15 protein-coding genes are annotated in these 16,754 nt (G+C 70.7%); 3 read left to right on the forward strand and 12 right to left on the reverse strand.

Going from position 1 to position 16,754, the window contains the following annotated elements:
• Positions 1 to 78: 78 nt before the first annotated feature.
• The 10 genes from AB0J39_RS03955 to AB0J39_RS04000 form a co-directional block, all read right to left on the reverse strand.
• Positions 79 to 936 carry a carbohydrate ABC transporter permease gene (locus tag AB0J39_RS03955; RefSeq protein ID WP_363461554.1) on the reverse strand — a complete coding sequence of 286 codons (858 nt, stop codon included), beginning with the start codon at positions 934 to 936 and terminating at the stop codon, positions 79 to 81.
• Positions 933 to 1,859, reverse strand: coding sequence for a sugar ABC transporter permease (locus tag AB0J39_RS03960; RefSeq protein WP_363461556.1), 927 nt, complete (start codon positions 1,857 to 1,859; stop codon positions 933 to 935). Before AB0J39_RS03960 ends, AB0J39_RS03955 begins: the two co-directional genes overlap by 4 nt.
• 7 nt (positions 1,860 to 1,866) lie before the next feature.
• Positions 1,867 to 3,153, reverse strand: coding sequence for an extracellular solute-binding protein (locus AB0J39_RS03965; RefSeq protein ID WP_363461558.1), 1,287 nt, complete (start codon positions 3,151 to 3,153; stop codon positions 1,867 to 1,869).
• A gap of 359 nt (positions 3,154 to 3,512) precedes the next feature.
• Complete coding sequence (locus AB0J39_RS03970) at positions 3,513 to 4,070, reverse strand: ATP/GTP-binding protein (protein WP_363461560.1); 558 nt, start codon at positions 4,068 to 4,070, stop codon at positions 3,513 to 3,515.
• A gap of 22 nt (positions 4,071 to 4,092) precedes the next feature.
• Positions 4,093 to 4,467, reverse strand: coding sequence for a DUF742 domain-containing protein (locus AB0J39_RS03975; protein WP_346226345.1), 375 nt, complete (start codon positions 4,465 to 4,467; stop codon positions 4,093 to 4,095).
• Positions 4,464 to 4,886, reverse strand: a complete 423-nt coding sequence (locus AB0J39_RS03980) for a roadblock/LC7 domain-containing protein (protein ID WP_363461562.1) — start codon at positions 4,884 to 4,886, stop codon at positions 4,464 to 4,466. The genes AB0J39_RS03975 and AB0J39_RS03980 overlap by 4 nt, the downstream gene beginning before the upstream one ends.
• The gene (locus tag AB0J39_RS03985; RefSeq protein WP_363461564.1) at positions 4,883 to 7,186 is read right to left on the reverse strand and encodes a nitrate- and nitrite sensing domain-containing protein; all 2,304 of its coding nucleotides are present in this window, start codon (positions 7,184 to 7,186) and stop codon (positions 4,883 to 4,885) included. Before AB0J39_RS03985 ends, AB0J39_RS03980 begins: the two co-directional genes overlap by 4 nt.
• A 203-nt stretch (positions 7,187 to 7,389) precedes the next feature.
• Complete coding sequence (locus AB0J39_RS03990) at positions 7,390 to 8,955, reverse strand: prenyltransferase/squalene oxidase repeat-containing protein (protein ID WP_363461566.1); 1,566 nt, start codon at positions 8,953 to 8,955, stop codon at positions 7,390 to 7,392.
• Between the two features lie 2 nt (positions 8,956 to 8,957).
• Entirely contained in the window at positions 8,958 to 9,854 is an 897-nt protein-coding gene (locus AB0J39_RS03995) for a terpene synthase family protein (protein WP_363461568.1), read from the reverse strand.
• Positions 9,851 to 11,197, reverse strand: a complete 1,347-nt coding sequence (locus AB0J39_RS04000; protein ID WP_363461570.1) for a cytochrome P450 — start codon at positions 11,195 to 11,197, stop codon at positions 9,851 to 9,853. The genes AB0J39_RS03995 and AB0J39_RS04000 overlap by 4 nt, the downstream gene beginning before the upstream one ends.
• Positions 11,198 to 11,866: 669 nt before the next feature.
• Between AB0J39_RS04000 and AB0J39_RS04005 the strand changes: the two genes are divergently transcribed.
• Entirely contained in the window at positions 11,867 to 12,982 is a 1,116-nt protein-coding gene (locus AB0J39_RS04005; protein ID WP_363461572.1) for a cellulose binding domain-containing protein, read from the forward strand.
• 138 nt (positions 12,983 to 13,120) lie between these two features.
• Here the strand turns inward: AB0J39_RS04005 and AB0J39_RS04010 are convergent, their stop codons facing one another.
• Positions 13,121 to 14,035 carry an SDR family oxidoreductase gene (locus tag AB0J39_RS04010; RefSeq protein WP_363461574.1) on the reverse strand — a complete coding sequence of 305 codons (915 nt, stop codon included), beginning with the start codon at positions 14,033 to 14,035 and terminating at the stop codon, positions 13,121 to 13,123.
• Between the two features lie 87 nt (positions 14,036 to 14,122).
• Between AB0J39_RS04010 and AB0J39_RS04015 the strand changes: the two genes are divergently transcribed.
• Positions 14,123 to 14,365 (forward strand): EF-hand domain-containing protein, encoded by a 243-nt coding sequence (locus tag AB0J39_RS04015; protein ID WP_363461576.1) that lies wholly within the window; start codon positions 14,123 to 14,125, stop codon positions 14,363 to 14,365.
• Positions 14,366 to 14,481: 116 nt separating this feature from the next.
• Entirely contained in the window at positions 14,482 to 15,600 is a 1,119-nt protein-coding gene (locus AB0J39_RS04020) for a helix-turn-helix domain-containing protein (protein WP_363461578.1), read from the forward strand.
• 15 nt (positions 15,601 to 15,615) lie between these two features.
• Here AB0J39_RS04020 and AB0J39_RS04025 read toward each other — a convergent pair whose 3' ends face one another.
• Positions 15,616 to 16,740, reverse strand: coding sequence for an FAD-dependent oxidoreductase (locus AB0J39_RS04025; RefSeq protein ID WP_363461580.1), 1,125 nt, complete (start codon positions 16,738 to 16,740; stop codon positions 15,616 to 15,618).
• Positions 16,741 to 16,754 lie beyond the last annotated feature (14 nt).

Genomic DNA, 16,754 nt, shown 5'->3' on the forward strand with positions numbered 1-16,754 from the left:
CGCGTTCGTCCTCCCGATCGCCGCCGGGGCGTCCGCGCGGGACGTGCCCCGGGCGGAACGGGGAAGAACGCGTGGGGATCAGCCCTTGACGGCCCCCGCGGTCAGGCCGCTGACGAGCTGGCGCTCGGCCACGGCGTAGAAGCCGAGGGCCGGCAGCATCGCGACCACGATGTAGGCCATGACCCGCGCGATGTCCGTCGCGTACTGCCCCTGGAACTGCTGGACGCCCAGCGGGATGGTGAAAAGACTGTCGTCGCTGAACACCACGAGCGGCAGCATGAACTGGTTCCAGCTGTTGACGACCGCCAGCACGGAGACCGTGGCGATCGCGGGCCGGGCCATCGGCAGCAGGATCCGCCAGAAGAAGCCGAACGACGAGCACCCGTCGAGGATCGCCGCCTCCTCGATCTCCCCCGGGATGGCCCGGAAGAAGCCGCGCAGGATGATGATCGTCATCGGCATGCCGAAGGCCGCCTGCGGGAGGATCACGCCGAGCGGGTTGTCGAGCAGCCCGAACATCCGCAGCAGCACGAACAGCGGCAGGATCGCCACCGCGAACGGGAACATGAGCCCGGCGGCGAACATCGTGAACAGCGCTTCGCGCCCCCGGAAGGCGAACCGCGCGAACACGAAGGCCGCCATCGCGGACACCGCGACGACCACGAGCGTGGTCAGCACCGCGATGTACGTGCTGTTCCAGAGCATTTGCCAGAACGACGCGGAAGCGAGCACGCTCGTGTAGTTCTCCGGCACCCAGGGGTCGGGCAGGCCCAGCGGGTTGCTCGACAGCTGCCGGGTGGTCTTGAAGCCGCCGAGCACGCCGTACAGCAGCGGGATGCCGACGAACAACGCCGTGATCACGACGATCGCGTGCAGGGACAGGCTGCGCAGCGGACCGCCCGACGTCGGAGACTGCTTGTGACGTTTCGCGCTCATCGCTGGTCCCTCAGCACGGTGCTCGCTCCTTCGAGGTCGCGGCGCATGACGTATCTCTGGTAGAAGAGCGCGAACACGAGGCTGATGAAGAACATCACCACGCTGATCGCACTCGCGTAGCCGACCTGGAAGCGTTTGAAGCCGAACTGGAACATCGTGACGGCCATCGTCTCGGAGGAGTGCGACGGGCCTCCGCCGGTGATGATCCAGACCAGGTCGAACAGCTGGATCGCACCGATGACCGACAGGAACACACTGATGCGGATCGTCGGGCCGAGCAGCGGCAGCGTGACGTAGCGGAAGGTCTTCCAGCCCGTCGCGCCGTCGATCTGGGCGGCCTCGGTGAGCTCCCGCGGGATGCCCTGGCGCCCGGCGATGTACAGGATCATGTGGAAGCCGAAGTACTTCCAGGTCATGACGATGAACACCGACATCATGACCGTCGAGGGGTCGGCGAACCAGTCGAGCGGGTCGACACCGAACCAGCCGAGGATGTAGTTGGCCAGGCCGTCGGTGGGCGACAGGATCATCATGAACAGGACCGCGGTGATCGCCTCGGACAGGACGTACGGGGCGAAGAACAGCAGGCGGAAGAACGCCCGGCCGCGGATCTTCTGGTTCAGCAGCATGGCGATGCCCAGCGAGAGGGGCAGCTGGATCGCCACCGACAGGATGATCAGCAGCAGACCGCGCCACAGGTCACCCAGGAAGACCTCGTCCGCCAGCACGCGGGTGAAGTTGGCCAGGCCGATGAAGTCCGTCGGCAGCCCGCGCATGCCGTTCCACTTGAACACGCTCGCGTAGAAGGCGAGCAGGATCGGCGCCACGACGAGCCCGAAGAAGAGCACGAGGGCGGGGAGCAGGAACAGGAGGATCGTGGTGAACCCCCGGAGCCTGAGGCTCCGGGGTCTCGTCGTCTTCACGCGACAGTTACTCCGACTTCGCGGTTTCCGTGATGGCCTGCGCCACCTGCTCGGGCGTCTTGGTCCCGGCGATCAGCTGGGCCACGGAGTCGTTGACCTCCTGGCCGACGGCCGGCGGGTACGCCTGGTCGAGGTAGAGCTGGAACCCGGTGGCTCCGGCGAGGTTCTTCGCCACCACGCTCAGGTTCGGGTCAGTGACCGCGTCCTCCTCGCCCTTCAGCACCGGGAGCACGCCGCCGGTCCCGACGGCCTTGCGGTGCTCGGTGCTCTCGGTGAGGAACTTCAGGAACTCGATCGCCTCCGGCGGAGCCTCGGAGCCGATCGCGAAGCCGCCGCCGCCGCCGAAGGCGTCGGTGACCGCGCCCTTGCCGCCGTCCACGGCCGGGAAGGGGAAGAAGCCGAGGTCGTCGCCCAGGCCCTTGCCGGCGTCGTTCTGGACCGCGGGCGCCCACTGGCCCATCAGCTCCATCGCGGCCTTGCCGTCACCCATGGTCGCGGCCTGGCCGCCCGGGTCGCCGTACGTCGCGCCGAGGTAGCCCTTCTGGAACGGCTGGAGATCGGCCAGCTCCTTCAGCTTCTGCCCCGCCTGCACGAAGGCCGGACCGGTGAAGTCCTTGCTCTCGCCCGCCTGCTTGAGGGCGTCGAGGCCGCCGATGCGCATGGAGAGGTACGCCCAGTAGTAGTGGCCGGGCCACTTGTCCTTGCCGGCGAGGGCGATCGGGGTGACTCCCGCCGCCTTCAGCTTCTTGACGTCGTCGACGAACTCCGACCAGGTCGCCGGGGGCTCGGCGATCCCGGCCTTCTTGAACAGCGCCTTGTTGTACCAGAAGCCCACCATGCCGATGTCGTCGGGGATGGCGTACGTCTTGCCCTCGACCTGGTAGGCCGACAGCGCGGCGTCGGTGAAGGTGCCGATCCAGTCACCGGTGTCGGCGCTCAGGTCCTTGACCAGGCCCGCGTCGACCTGCTGGCCGAGCACGCCGCCGCCCCAGGTCTGGAAGATGTCCGGCGCCTTGCCGGACTGCGTGAGCGTCGTCAGCTTCGCCTTGAACGCCTCGTTCTCGTAGGGAACGCTCTTGATGGTGATGTTCGGGTGCTTGGCCTGGAAGTCCTTGATCGCCTGAGCGCCGTAGCTCTTCAGGGGGTCCGTGGTCCAGATGTTCCAGAACTCGACGGTCACCTTGCCGCCGGCTGAGCTCTTGCTCTCGCCGGCGTCGTTCCCGGTACTACCACATCCCCCGAGGACCAGTGCCGACGCCGCTAAGAGCGCCACACCTCGCCGACTCAACTTCACGGTGGTTTCCCTTCTGGATTCCGACCGAAACTTTCGGCTTTCGTCCGATAGTTTCGCGATGTGGCGTACGTTACAGTGGGGTAAGGCTCATATCAACGGCTGTTGTCCACCTGTTACGCATGGTCGACGGCGAAGGACGAAGCGATCGGCCTACGATGCCCAAAAGGGATGAATAGGTAGCAATCAGGCAGTATTAACGGACAGCCGAAACCGTAGCGGCGCCCGGCAGGGGAAGGGCCGGCACGCGGAGGCGTGTACGAAAACACCGCTCGCCACGAAACGTAAACTCGCGCACAGCAGACATAAGCCACGCACGCAGAGGAACCCGACGCTGCCGGGTGCGGATACGACGAAAAACGTCAGCGGGCGGTGGCGGTGGGACGCTTTCCGTAGGCGTGCTTGACGAGCTCGATCAGGACTTCCTTGCCCGATTCCCGCTTGCGCGCGTCGCACAGCATGATCGGGACGTCCTGGCCGAGGTTGAGGGCGAGCTTGACCTCGTCCAGGTCGAAGACCGGAGCGCCCTCGAAGCAGTTGACCGCGACGACGAAGGGCGTGCCGCGGCGCTCGAAGTAGTCGACGGAGGGGAAGCAGTCGGCGAGCCTGCGGGTGTCCGCCAGCACGACCGCGCCGAGCGCCCCCCGGGCGAGCTCGTCCCAGACGAACCAGAAGCGCTCCTGGCCGGGGGTGCCGAAGAGATAGAGGACGAAGTCCTGCCCGATGCTGATCCGGCCGAAGTCCATGGCCACCGTGGTGGTGGTCTTCGCCTCGACCCCGGACAGGTCGTCCACGCCGACGCTGCGGTCGGTCAGCGTCTCCTCCGTGCGCAGCGGCCGGATCTCCGACACCGCGCCGACCATCGTCGTCTTGCCCACCCCGAAACCCCCGGCGATCAGCAACTTGATCGCCGTGGGCATCTTCGGGGGAGCCTGCGGCGAATCAGAGCGCCCGAAGGCCATCGAGCACCGCCTTGTACATTCGCTCGTCGAGCACGTCCGTCTCCGGTTGGGGCTGCTGCACGGCCACGAAACCCCGGTCGAACAGGTCTCCGAGGAGGACCCGGACGATCCCGGCCGGCAGGTCCAGATGGGCCGCGATCTCCGCGACCGACAGCGGCCTGCGGCACAGCCGCACGATCGCCTGGTGCTCGGGGTCCAGCCCGACCTCCGTCCCCGTGGTGGGCCGGATCGTCACCGCCAGCGAGATGAGGTCGAAGCGGTCCTGGGCCTCCGTACGGCCGCGTGCGATCACATACGGCCGGATGGTCGGCGCGTCGAGTAGGCGCTCCTCGTCCGGGAACCCTCCGGCGTTCACAGGTGGACCTCGCTCCCCGTCGTGGTGCGGGCGGGCGAGGTGAGGTACTGCCCGACGCGCGCGACGAGCATGGCCATCTCGTAGGCCACGAGGCCGACGTCGGCGTCTCCCGTGCAGAGCACGGCCAGGCAGGCGCCCTTGCCCGCCACGGTCACGAGCAGGTAGGCCGACTTCATCTCCACGATGGTCTGCCGGACGGGCCCGCCCTGGAAGCGCTCGCCGACACCGCGTGCGAGGCTCTGCAGGCCGGAGGCGACGGCGGACAGGTGTTCGGCGTCCTCCACGCCCAGACCTTGCGAGCCCGCCAGCAGCAGGCCGTCGGTGGACAGCACGATGCCGTGCTCCACCTCGCGGATCCGTGCGACGAGGTCGTCGAGCAGCCACGCGAGGTCCGCGGAGGGCCCGGTCTTCTGCGTCACAGGTTGTCCTCCTCTTCGCCGAGCAGCTTCGCGGCTTCGGATCTGCCGCGCCTCGTTCCCGACTGGAACGAGCCCATGATCTTGCGGATGTCCTCGGGCGAACGGTCCTCGTCGTCCGCCGTGGCCTCGCGCCTCGGCTCCTCGGCGAGCGCGGGAGCGAGGTTCGCCTGCGGCACCCGGAACGGCAGCCCCGACGGGGTGAACCCGCCCGTGGACGCGAGCCTGTCCGGCTCGGCACCGCCGGAGGGTGGGGCGCTCGGCACGGGCCTGGGCGGCTCGGGAGCCCTGGGCACGGGAACCACCTCCTGCACTGGTTCGGGAACCGCGTCGGGCACGCCCACCAGCGCGATCTTCCGAGCAGCGGGCTCCCGCCGTCCGAGACCGAGACCGGGACCGGTCTCCTCCTCCGGCGCGACGTTCTCGCCCTCGATGACGAGGTCGCGCGGCAGCAGCACGACCGCGGTCGTGCCGCCGTAAGGCGACGCCTTGAGCGACACCTTGATGCCGTGCCGTTCGGCCAGACGGCTGACGACGTACAGTCCGAGCCTGGCGGTGCTCGACAGGTTGAACTCGGGCGGGTCGGCGATCCGCTGGTTGGTCGCCTCCAGGTCCTCGGCGCTCATCCCGAGGCCGCGGTCCTCGATCTCGATCGCGTACCCGCTGGCCACCGCCTGGCCGCCCACCTGCACCATCGTGTACGGCGGGGAGAACGACACCGCGTTCTCGATCAGCTCGGCGAGCAGGTGGATGACGTCGCCCACCGCGCGGCCGATGAGCGCGGTCTCCCCCATCGGCATGACGGTGACGCGGGTGTAGTCCTCGACCTCCGCCAGCGCGCCGCGTACGACGTCGACCATCGGCACCGAGCGCCGCCACGCGCGGGCGGGGGACGCCCCGGACAGGACGATGAGGTTCTCCGCGTTGCGCCGCATGCGGGTGGCGAGGTGGTCGATGCGGAACAGGTCCTTCAGCTCGGCCGGGTCCGACTCGCGCCGCTCCATCACGTCGAGCAGCGTGAGCTGACGGTGCACGAGCGACTGCGTCCGCCGGGCGAGGCTGAGCAGGATGTCGCGGATGCTCTGCCGGAGCTGGGCCTCCTCGACGGCGGTGCGGATCGCGGTCTCCTGCACGGTGTTGAACGCCGCGCCCACCTGGCCGATGACGTCGGGCCCGAAGTCGAGCGGCGGCGCCTCCGCCTTGACGTCGACCTTCTCACCCTGGGCGAGGCGGGAGACCACTCCGGGCAGCCGCTCGTTGGCCAGTTCGAGCGCGGCCTCGCGCAGCTTCTCCAGCTGGCGCACCAGCGCCCGGGCCGTGGTGACCGACAAGATGATCGACGCGATGACCGCGATGAGCCCGAGCACGCCGGCCAGCAGGAGGCGGGCGACGACCGCGACGGCGACCGGGGTGGTCCGTTCGACCAGGCGGTCACCGGCGTCCAGGATCGTCTTCTGGAGCTGCGCCAGGGCGGGTTCGGTCGCGGTTCTCCACTGCTCCGCGCCGATCGGCGGCAGGCCGCCCGGGCGCGTGCTCTCCATGACGGTCTCTTCGAGCGCCCGCAGGCGGGTGAAGGTCTGGCTCCGCTCCAGGCGGCCGAAGACGGCACGGTCTTCGTCGGGCAGCGCCTGCACGGCCTCGCTGTGGTGGAAGCGCTGCGCGCCGACGATCTGGGAGAAGCGCGCGCGTTCCTGAGTCGTCAGCCGTCCCGCCGACAGCGCGCCGGCGAGCAGGGCGTCCTCCTCCGACAGCAGCTCCCTCGCCTGGCTCAGCTCGATGAGCGCCCGCGTGTCCTCGGCGACGGCGTCGTCGTCCAGCGTGGCGAGGGCGTCGTACGTGCGGTAGACGGAGTCGATGACGGTGGTGTAGCTGTCGAACGCCTTGACGCGGTCCGTCTGCCCGCCGTCCACGAGGCCGCGGTTCTTACGCAGTCCGTCCAGCTGACGGATCATCTCGTCGATGCGCCGCCGGAGCACGTCGTCGGCGGCGAACTGCACGTCACCGCCCTTGGAGAGGCGACGGAAATCGGCGGCCGCGGCGTCGGTGCGGGCGCGCTGGGCCGCCATGGCGGCGCGGTCGGCGGACGAGTTCTGGGCCAGGAGCACAGCTGTGAGCCGCCGCTCCTGCTGCAGCTCCACCAGGAGCGTCTCGCTGGGCTGCGCGATCCCCTTGTCGTACACCGCGACCCAGACGAGGTTGAGCCCCTCCCGTAGCGTCACCCACGCGGCGAACGCCCAGAGCGCGACAAGGGACACCAGCAGCGCCGCCACCTTGGTCCGCACCCTGGAATTGCGGAAGCGCATGAGACCACCTTGCGAAATCGGCGATACGCGAGGTTCTCGCGACGATTAACACTCGCACGACGTCATGGGCCGCAAGCGCTGCTCACCCCACACCCGCGCTATAACTCGGACACCTTAGCAAAGGCCCCGAAAAGCCCTCAAGTCGAGAATAAAGCGGCGTAAATGTCCGCTTTTCCGAATTCGACGGATTTTCCGTGCCGAGATCATACTTGACCGACGGGCCTCACACCAAGTGATCTGGACTGTGCGAGGTGGCTCGCGGCGAGGACGGCCGCACGGACGACCGCCAGGGGCCGGTAGAGATCCTTGTCGTGCCACAGCGGCGGCCCTTCGGCGACGTCACCGGACCTCAGCAGGTAGTCGTACCCACGCGCCGCCGCGTCCCGCACCCGTTCCCCGCTCCCGGCGAACAGCAGGAGCTGCAGGGCGTAGGCCGTCTCCTCCGCCGTGCCGGACCACCTGCCCCAGGATCCGTTCTCGCGCTGGGTGTCCAGCACCCAGTCCACCGCGGCGCGCACCGCCGGCGCCGCGCCGGGGCCGGCGAACTCGTGCAGCGCGAGGGAGCACGACACGGTCGCGTAGTACGGCGAGGCATGCCAGCGGTCGGCCCAGCTCCCGTCCTCCCGCTGTCGTTCGCGCAGCCAGGCCGACAGCTTGCCCATCGCCGGGGCGTACCGCGCCGCCTCCGCCGGCCGTACCCTCGCGTACTGGCCGAAGGCGTCCAGCACGTGGGCGTTCACGCTGACCGAGGAGCCCCCCTCCCCTTGCCAGGTGCAGAAATGCGTCGGCGTCTCGAAGGCCCACAGGCTGTCCGGCTCGTACGGCATGCCGAGCAGCGCCAGAGCGTACAGCGCGACGGACGTGGTGTCGGCGTCGGGCGGCAGGCCCTCTCCCGCGGGAGTGCCCACGGGACCGATGGCCGCCCGCAGGTCCGCCAGCATCTCGGGAGGGACCTCGAACGGGATTCCGGCGCGGGCCAGCCAGCTCAGCACCCACCCGCGCTCGAACACGGTGATCGGCAGGCCCACCGGCACCGGCCCGCCGTGCCTGCGCACGATGGCCTCCAGGTGCCAGCGGACCGGATGCGCGGGCTCGCTCGGACCCCTGTCTCCCAGCCACGCCGCGCTCGCCGCCGGCGAGGCGCCGACCGTGCCGATCTCGGTCACGGGGACCACGGCCGCCCCGATGGCCGCGTCACCGGCGATCTCCAGCGCGTGCAGGAGCTTCTGCGGGATCTCCGCCTCCGACGCCAGCCAGGCGCGGACCGCCTCCAGGGGCGCCGCGCTCATCCCCACGGGCAGCGTCAGTGGATCGCTCATCCCGTTCTCCGCAAGGTGCTCGTTGATGAGCGTGACCAGGGACGGAATGATCAGTTCGATCGCCGGCATGTCGGGCAGCGACAGCCGGGCGTCGCTCAGACACCGCGACAGGCGCCGCAGCCCGCGCGCCGCCGCCTGCCGCAGCGTCTCCACACCCACGCCGGGGTCGTCGCCCCGGCGCAGCACGGACAGGAGGGCCTCGGTCGCGCTGAGGCCGGGCACCAGCCCGTAGCCGTCCGGGGCTCCCCAGCCGCCGTCGCTCCGCTGGCTGTCGAGCAGCCAGCGCACGCGCTCGCCGTGTCCGGTGAGCCAGGGGGCCAGGGTCACCAGGCGCCCGGTCTCGTAGACCGACGGGGACACCTGTCCCCAGGGCATCGACATCAGCCCGAGCACCAGGTCCTGCGCCTCACGGGGGACGTCGGCCGCCACCTGCGGGGCAAGGTCGTTCACGCTCACAGTTCGCCCCAGTAGTCCGCCAGCCCGTAGAAACCCGTGCTGTAGCCGATCTGTCGTTCGAGGTAGGCCGACTCGTCCGGGCGGACCGACCGCAGCGGCCCGAGCACGGCGTGGCATTCGGCGGTGAGGGCCGCGACGCGCGCGAGCACCTCGTCCCGGGGCACGCCCAGCAGAAGAGCGTTCAGGTCCCCCCAGCCGACGTCCCGCTCGTACGTCGCGACGTCGTTGAGCAGGCGCAGCACGCGCTGGACGATGCCGCTCGCCCGGAGCAGCCCGTCCAGGTGGGGGACGAGGAGCGGATCTCCGGCGTGGATCCAGTGCCCGACGTTGACCAGGGTCGAGCCGAAGTTGTCGGCGTTGCCGAGATACTCCTCGAACGTCGGCAGCGCGGCCTCACCGCCCTGTTTCCACTCCCACTCGCGGGCCATCGCGCCGAGCATCCGTTCGAGCTCGGCTCGCCAGGCCTCGTGGAGGCCCGGGAACAGCGGGGACGCGGAGAGGTCGTCGCGGATGGCGGACAGGAACCGGGTGAGCGGCGTGCCCGGGACCGGCTCGCGGCCGTACGCCACCGCGAGGCACCCCCGCACGATCTCGTCGATTTCTCCGTGCGAGGTGGCCTCATGGTCGATCAGCCAGTCGACCGCGAAGATCCACAAGGACGTGCGGTTGGCGATCCTGAGCTGCTCCGCGGTCGCCCACGGGGAGCCGAACGCGTTGGCGAGGGACACCGTGGCGAACAGCGTCGCGTCGAACGGCTTGGCGGCGAACAGCTCGGGGAAGGCCGCCGCGCACTCCTGCAGGTCTCGCTGGCAGCGCGCCGCGAGAGCGCTGGTCCTGCCACTTGCGGCCGCTGCCGCCAGGTGCGCGACGTCGCGGCTTCGTGCCGAGGTCATGCCGCGGCGCCCCCGCCGACGGGGACCAGGCGCACCTCGACGAGCTCCTTGGGGCGCAACGACGCGGCGGGGAACGGTGTGAGCGGACGGGGAGCACGCACCTGCGGGCGGAAGCGGGCCAGGAGGCCCGCCACCATCAGCGGCGCCTCCGCGTAGAAGAGATGCCGGCCGATGCAGACGTGGGGACCGCCACCGAACGGGAAGTAGGCGTACCGGTGACGGCGCTCCTGGGCGCCCTCGGCGAACCGCTCCGGATCGAACTCCTCGGGGCGGTCCCAGAACTCCTCGAGACGATGGGTGACGAAGGGGCTGATCAGCAACGTGGCGCCGGCCTCGATCGGCACGTCGCCGAGCAGGCCCGGCTTCGCCGCCATGCGCGGCAGGATCCAGCCCGGCGGGTAGAGCCGCAGCAGTTCGTCGAACACCGCCCTCATGTACGTGAGCCGGGGCAGGCACGCGGCGTCCACCGGCCCGCGCCCGACCACGGTCTCCACCTCCTCGTACAGCCGGGCGGCGACCTCGGGATGGTCGTGGAGGACCGGCCACAGCCAGGTCAGCGACACCGCCGTCGTCTCCACCGACGCGCCGTAGATGCTGACGAGGTCGTCCCTGATCCGCCGTTCCGCCTCAGGGCCGTCCTCGTGCCGGCGGGCGCGGGCGAGCGCCGAGATGATGTCGTTCCCGTCGCCCGGCTCCCGCAGAGACTGCCTGACCAGCGGCATCAGGACCTCGTCGATCGTCTTGACCGCTCGTCTGAAGGCCCGGTCGCCCGGCATGGGAACCCATTCCGGCGCGAACGGCAGCAGCAGCCGCGAGGCGAAGGAGGTGGCCGCGATCCCGTACGCGGGGCCGAGTCGTTCCGCGTCGGCGACCGAGATCTTGCTGCCGAACAGGACGCGTATGACGGTCTTGCTCACGAGGCGGCCCATCTCCGCGCAGATGTCGATCCACCGTCCCGCCCGCGCGTACGGCTCAAGCGCCGTGATGCCCTCGTCGATCGCCTCGGCCATGCCCTGGGTCAGGCTCGCGACGTATCTGGCGGTGAAGAGGGGCTGCATGACCCGCCGGGCGGACTCCCAGTCCGGCCCGTCGCTGATGATGCTCCTGCCGGCCAGTCGCTCCACCGGCTTCCAGAGCATGCCCTCGCGCGGATGGTTGTCCCAGTCACGGCGCAGTACGTGCTGCACGTGGTCCGGGTGACTCACCAGGTAGGGACGGAACGGCCCGAGGCTCAATCGGACGACCTGGCCGTTCGTCTGCCTGGCGAAGCTCCCGAGCGCATGCACCGGGTCGCGCAGCAGAGGACGGAGAGTGCGGCGCAACGGCAGGGCGGGGGGCCTCACGGGCCGACGGATGTTGATCGCCTCGGAGGTCACGGCCGTCTCTCTCTCGCAATACGCGTGTGGCCGGACGCCCCTCGCCTGGGCCTCGTCCAGCGGCCACACCGGACATCACTGGCGGAGTATCACATGATCCGGTCGAAATGATCAAGATTCCGGCCTAGTGATACTTTTGTAGGCATTAGTCACCAGTTGAGTCGTGGGTGGCTTTTGTTGCCTCCAGCGAACCGAGTGCCGCATTGTGACCAGCGCAAACAGAAGAGGCCGGGCCTTCACGGCCCGGCCCCTTCATGACGCGTCGTCAGGAGTGGCTGGTCACCAGCAGCGCGATGCCCACGAGGATGACGATGGGGATCAGCCACACCACGACCTCGCCGAGGAACTCCTTGTACATGGGGACCGAATCCTCTCGGTGACGTGCGGAAAGTTACCCCGAGCATATTCGCTCGCGCCGGGCACGGGAACACGGCACCGTTCCCCGGCGGCGCGGGGCGGGGATTCCCGCGCCGGGCGGGACCCGTGTGCCGGAAGCGACCCTCACCGAGATCGCAAATTCATCGAGTGAAACGTACATGCATCCCCGCTGGTCAGGGCTTATGCCCCGCGCCGGCTCTGGGCCGGGCGGCGGGCCGCTCTCTACCATCGCGCCGGACAGGACGAGGGAGAGACGCGATGTCGAAGAGAAGTGTGGTGACGGCGGCCCTGCTCCTGGTGCTCGGGCTGCTCGTCGCCCGGCCCGCCGAGGCGGCCACGGTGCGGATCATGCCCCTGGGCGACTCGATCACCGGATCGCCCGGCTGCTGGCGGGCCCTGCTGTGGAACAAGCTGCAGAGCGGCGGCTTCACCGACGTCGACATGGTGGGGACGCTGCCCGCCCAGGGATGCGGGGTGCCGTACGACGGCGACAACGAAGGCCACGGCGGCTTCCTCGTCACGAACGTCGCCGACCAGAACCAGCTTCCGGGCTGGCTCTCGGCGACCCGTCCCGACATCGTGATGATGCACTTCGGCACCAACGACGTGTGGAGCAACAGGCCCACCGCCACGATCCTCGCGGCGTACGGCAAGCTCGTGGACCAGATGCGGGCGAGCAACCCGAACATGAGGATCCTCGTCGCCCAGATCATCCCGATGAACCCGAGCACCTGCCCCGAATGCGCCCAGCGGGCCGTCGCCCTGAACAGCGCGATTCCGGGCTGGGCCGCCTCGAAGACCACCGCGGCCTCGCCGATCGTGGTCGTCGACCAGTGGACCGGCTTCAGCACGAGCGCGGACACCTACGACGGCGTCCACCCCAACGCGAGCGGCGACCAGAAGATGGCGGACAAGTGGTATCCCGCCCTGTCGGCGCTGCTCGGCGGCGCGCAGCCGTCCCCGAGCCCCGGGTCCCCCAGCCCCAGCCCCAGCCCCAGCCCCAAGGTGAGTCCCAGTGTGAGTCCCGGTGTGAGCCCGTCGGCGTCGCCCTCGGCGCGGCCCAGCCCCTCCGGCTGCGCCGCGAGCTACAAGATCACCAACCAGTGGGGCGGCGGCTTCCAGGGCGAGGTAACGGTCAAGAACACGGGCACCGCTCCCGTCAGCGGCTGGACCGTGACCTGGACCTTCGCCGACGGGCAGCAGGTCACCCAGGCGTGGGGCGGCAAGGCCACGCAGAGCGGGGCGAGCGTGACTGTGAAGAACGAGAGCTGGAACGGCTCCCTCGGTGCCGGCGCGAGCACGACCTTCGGCTTCATCGCCTCATGGAACGCCGCCAACTCCACACTGGTGCCGGGCTGCGTGGCGTCCCTCTGACCTCGGCCGGGCGGGCCGCTCCCGGCCGGGGTGGAGGGACCTGAGCCGCCGAAGTGCTCGGATCAATCGGCGAGGGCGCCGCGACCGCGCGGGCCGTCCCCGTCCGCCCCGGCCGCCCGGCGGCGGCGGGGCGCCGTGTCAGCGGTAACCGGTGACGTCGGCGGGGAGGCCGCGGTCCTGGACCTCGACCATGTATCGCCAGCAGTCCGGGCGGCTGCCGTCCACGTCGGTGAAGCCGTACACCTGCGCCAGTTGGCCGCTGGACAGCGACTGCCCGTTCCAGCGGCTCGCCTCCGGGTCGGCGGCCAGGGCCGCCACCGCGCGGCCCACGAAGGCCGGGGTCTCGGAGATCGCGAAGTGCGGCTGCTGGGCCAGCGCGTCGCGCCAGTTGGCCTCCGTCACCCCGTAGTGCTCCAGCATGAGCTCCGAACGCAGCCAGCCCGGCGTGAGCGAGACCGCGGTCGCACCGTGCGGCGCCAGCTCCTTCGCCTGGCCGAACGCCATGCGGTTCACGGACGTCTTCGCGAGGTCGTAGAAGAACGAGACGCGGTAGTTGGCGGCGTTGTACTCCGCCGTGCCGTCGGTGACCTCGACCACCAGGCCGCCCGGCTTGCGGATCAGCAGCGGCAGCGCGTAGTGGCTGGTGATGATGTGCGTGTCGATCGCCAGCCGCAGGATGCGCAGGCCGTCGTCGAGCGAGTGCTCCCAGAGCCGGTCCTTCCAGCTGAACAGCAGCTCGCCGCCCCAGATGTCGTTGACCAGCACGTCGAGCCCGCCCTGCTCGGCGTCGATCCGCTCGACGAGGGCCCGCACCTGCTCGCGGTCCAGGTGGTCGACCGGCACCGCGATGCCCCGCCCGCCGGCGGCGGTGACCAGCTCGGCCGTCTCCTCGATCGTCTCCGGCCGGTTCATCTCCGAGCGCCGCTCACGGGTGGTGCGGCCGGTCACGTAGACAGTCGCCCCCGCGGCGCCCAGCTCGACCGCGATGCCCCGGCCCGCGCCTCTGGTCGCCCCCGCGACCAGTGCGACCTTCCCCTCAAGGCTTCTCGTCATGACCGCCATGCTGGCAGACGCCACCGACAGAAACGGCTCCCGCCGCTTGGCCGCGTTCTCTGGGGGCAGCGCGTGCTTTCAGCTAGTGTGCTGATCGCGATCCCGGAGGAGGACGGCATGAGCGAATATGCGGCGACTTTTCAACTTATCGACGCCGATGGGGATGGACGAATCTCCGCCGAGGAGCTCGTACGCCTGATGGAGGTGCTCGGCCGGCCGCTCACGCCGGAAGGCGCGCAAAGCGCGATCGACAAGGTCGACGCCGACCGCGACGGCCTGATCGACCTGGAGGAGTTCGGCGCCTGGCTGAGCGGCCACAGCGGGCACTGAGCGGCGCTGAGCGGCAGTTAGCAGGCACTGAGCGGGGCGTTGAGCGGACGCTGAAGGGCGACGACGAGTTCTGGGACGCGGTGCCCGCGGGCGTCGCGAGACTGCTGCGTCCCCGGATGGGCGACGTCGCGGACCGGATGATCGCGGAGATCCAGCGGCGGGTGCCCGAATACGCCCGCCCGGCGGACGAGGTCTACATCAAGGTCCTGCGGCTGTCGGTCAACCAGGCGCTGCGGGGGTTCCTCGAACGCATCGAGAACCCGCGGGCGCCGTGGGACCCCGAGGTCTTCCGGACGATCGGCAGGGGCGAGGCCGCCGAGGGGCGCGACCTGGAGCCCTTCCAGACCGCGATGCGGCTGGGCGCGCGGGTGGCGTGGCGGAGGCTCACCGAGCAGTCCGAGCAGCTGGGCCTCGACCCGCGGACGCTGTACGACCTGGGCGAGGCCATCTTCGTCTACCTCGACCAGCTCGCCGACGCCGCGGCGGAGGGCTTCGCCGAGGCGCGGGCGCACGCCGCCGGCGAGATGGAGCGCCGCCGCCGGAGGCTGCTCGATTTGCTGCTGACCCGGCCCGCGGCCCCGGCGGAGGCCGTCGCCGACCTGGCCAGGGCGGCCGGCTGGCGGCTCCCCCGCACGGTCGCGGGAGTGGCCCTGGAGGAACCCGACGGCGGCCCTCCCCTGCCGGTGCTGCCGCCGGACGTGCTGGCCGGGCTCGACCGCGACTGCCCGTGTCTCGTGGTGCCGGATCCCGGCGGCCCGGGACGCGTGCAGGCGCTGGAGAGCGCCCTGCGCGGCCGGCGGGCCGCGATAGGCCCCGCGGTGCCGATCGCCGCCGCCGCGAACTCGCTCGGCTGGGCGAGGGAGGCCCTCGACCTCGGCGCCCGGGGCGTCCTCCCCCGGCAGGGCCTGCTGCGCTGCGCCGGCCACATGGCGACGCTGGTCGTCTTCAAGGACGAGGATCTCGTGGCCGCGCTGGCGGAGGTGCGCCTCGCGCCCCTCGCCCACCTGCGCCAGACCCAGCAGGACCGCCTGGCCGAGACCCTGCTCGCCTGGCTGCGCCACGGCCGGGGCGTCGCCGAGGTCGCCGCGGCGCTCCACGTCCACCCGCAGACCGTGCGCTACCGGCTGCGCCAGATCGAGCAGCTGTACGGCGACGCGCTCGCCGACCCCGACGTCCGGTTCGAGCTGGAGATCGTCCTGCGCGCCCGGCAGGCCCGGCAGACCCCGCCCGGCTAGCTCAGCTAGCCCTCTCTACGGCATGGTGCCGCCGCTGGTGCGCAGGCCCCGGGCCGCCTGCCGCTCGTGCAGGCCGAACCGCGCGTCCGGCTCCCGCCGGCCGTCGAGGATCTCCGCGGCATAGCCGGCGAGGGCCGGGGCGTGCTTGAAGCCGTGCCCGGACTCGCCGCCGAGCAGCCAGACGCCGTCCTCGATCTCCGCGATGATCCACTCGGCGTCCCCGGTCAGCGCGTACTGGCAGACCTGGCTGAACACCACCGGCGCTCCCACCAGCGAGGGGAACCGCCTGGCCAGGTAGGAGCGCGCCTGCTCCTCGGTGTGCCGCAGCACCCGCCTGCCGCCGGTCTCCGGGTCGTACGGCTCGCCCTCGGCGTCACCGGTGATCTTCATGCCCATGCCGTCGAGGTCGCCGTGCCCGTACGCCGCCAGGTCGTAGTCGCAGAAGGCGGGCAGCGGCGGCGTGGTCCAGTCTCTGGGCACGCCGAAGTGGAAGGTGTCCTGCCGCGTCACCTGGACGTGTCCCGCCTCGTGCGGGAACAGCCACGGCAGCCACGCACCGCACGCCCACACCACCCGGTCCGCCGTCAGCACCTCGCCGTCCGCGACGACCCCCGCTTTCCGCGCGTACGGCACGGCCCGGGCGCGGACCTGCCGGACACCGGCGGCGCCGGTCAGGCGCGCGGTCACCTGCGTCGCCCGCCGGGCCCGCAGCAGTCCGGCGTTCGGCTCCCACAGCACGAAGGCGAGGTCGTCGACCCGCAGGCCGGGGAACCGCCGTGCCGCCTCGTCCGGATCGAGCAGCTCGCGAGGGATGTCCAGCCGCTCCAGGACCCCGGCGCTGCGCGTCTCCCAGCCGTCGGGGTCACGGGCGAACCACATCAGACCGGACTCGACGTACAGGTCCTCGCCGGTCCTCTCCTCCAGTCGCCGCCAGGCGTCGCGCGCTTGCCAGGCCAACCGGGGGTACCAGTCGTCCGAGCCGTGCGCGCAGCGCAGCAGGCGGGTCTCCCCGGCGCTGGCCTGGCGCACGTGCCCCGGCGCGTACTGCTCGACGAGCGTCACCCGCCAGCCCTCGTCGGCCAGCCGCAGCGCCAGCGACGCTCCCCAGATCCCCGCCCCCACCACGATCGCCGACTTCATCCACGCTCCCTGAT

The sequence above is a fragment of the Microbispora sp. NPDC049633 genome, from assembly GCF_040675265.1.
In the GTDB taxonomy this organism is placed as follows: domain Bacteria; phylum Actinomycetota; class Actinomycetes; order Streptosporangiales; family Streptosporangiaceae; genus Microbispora; species Microbispora maris.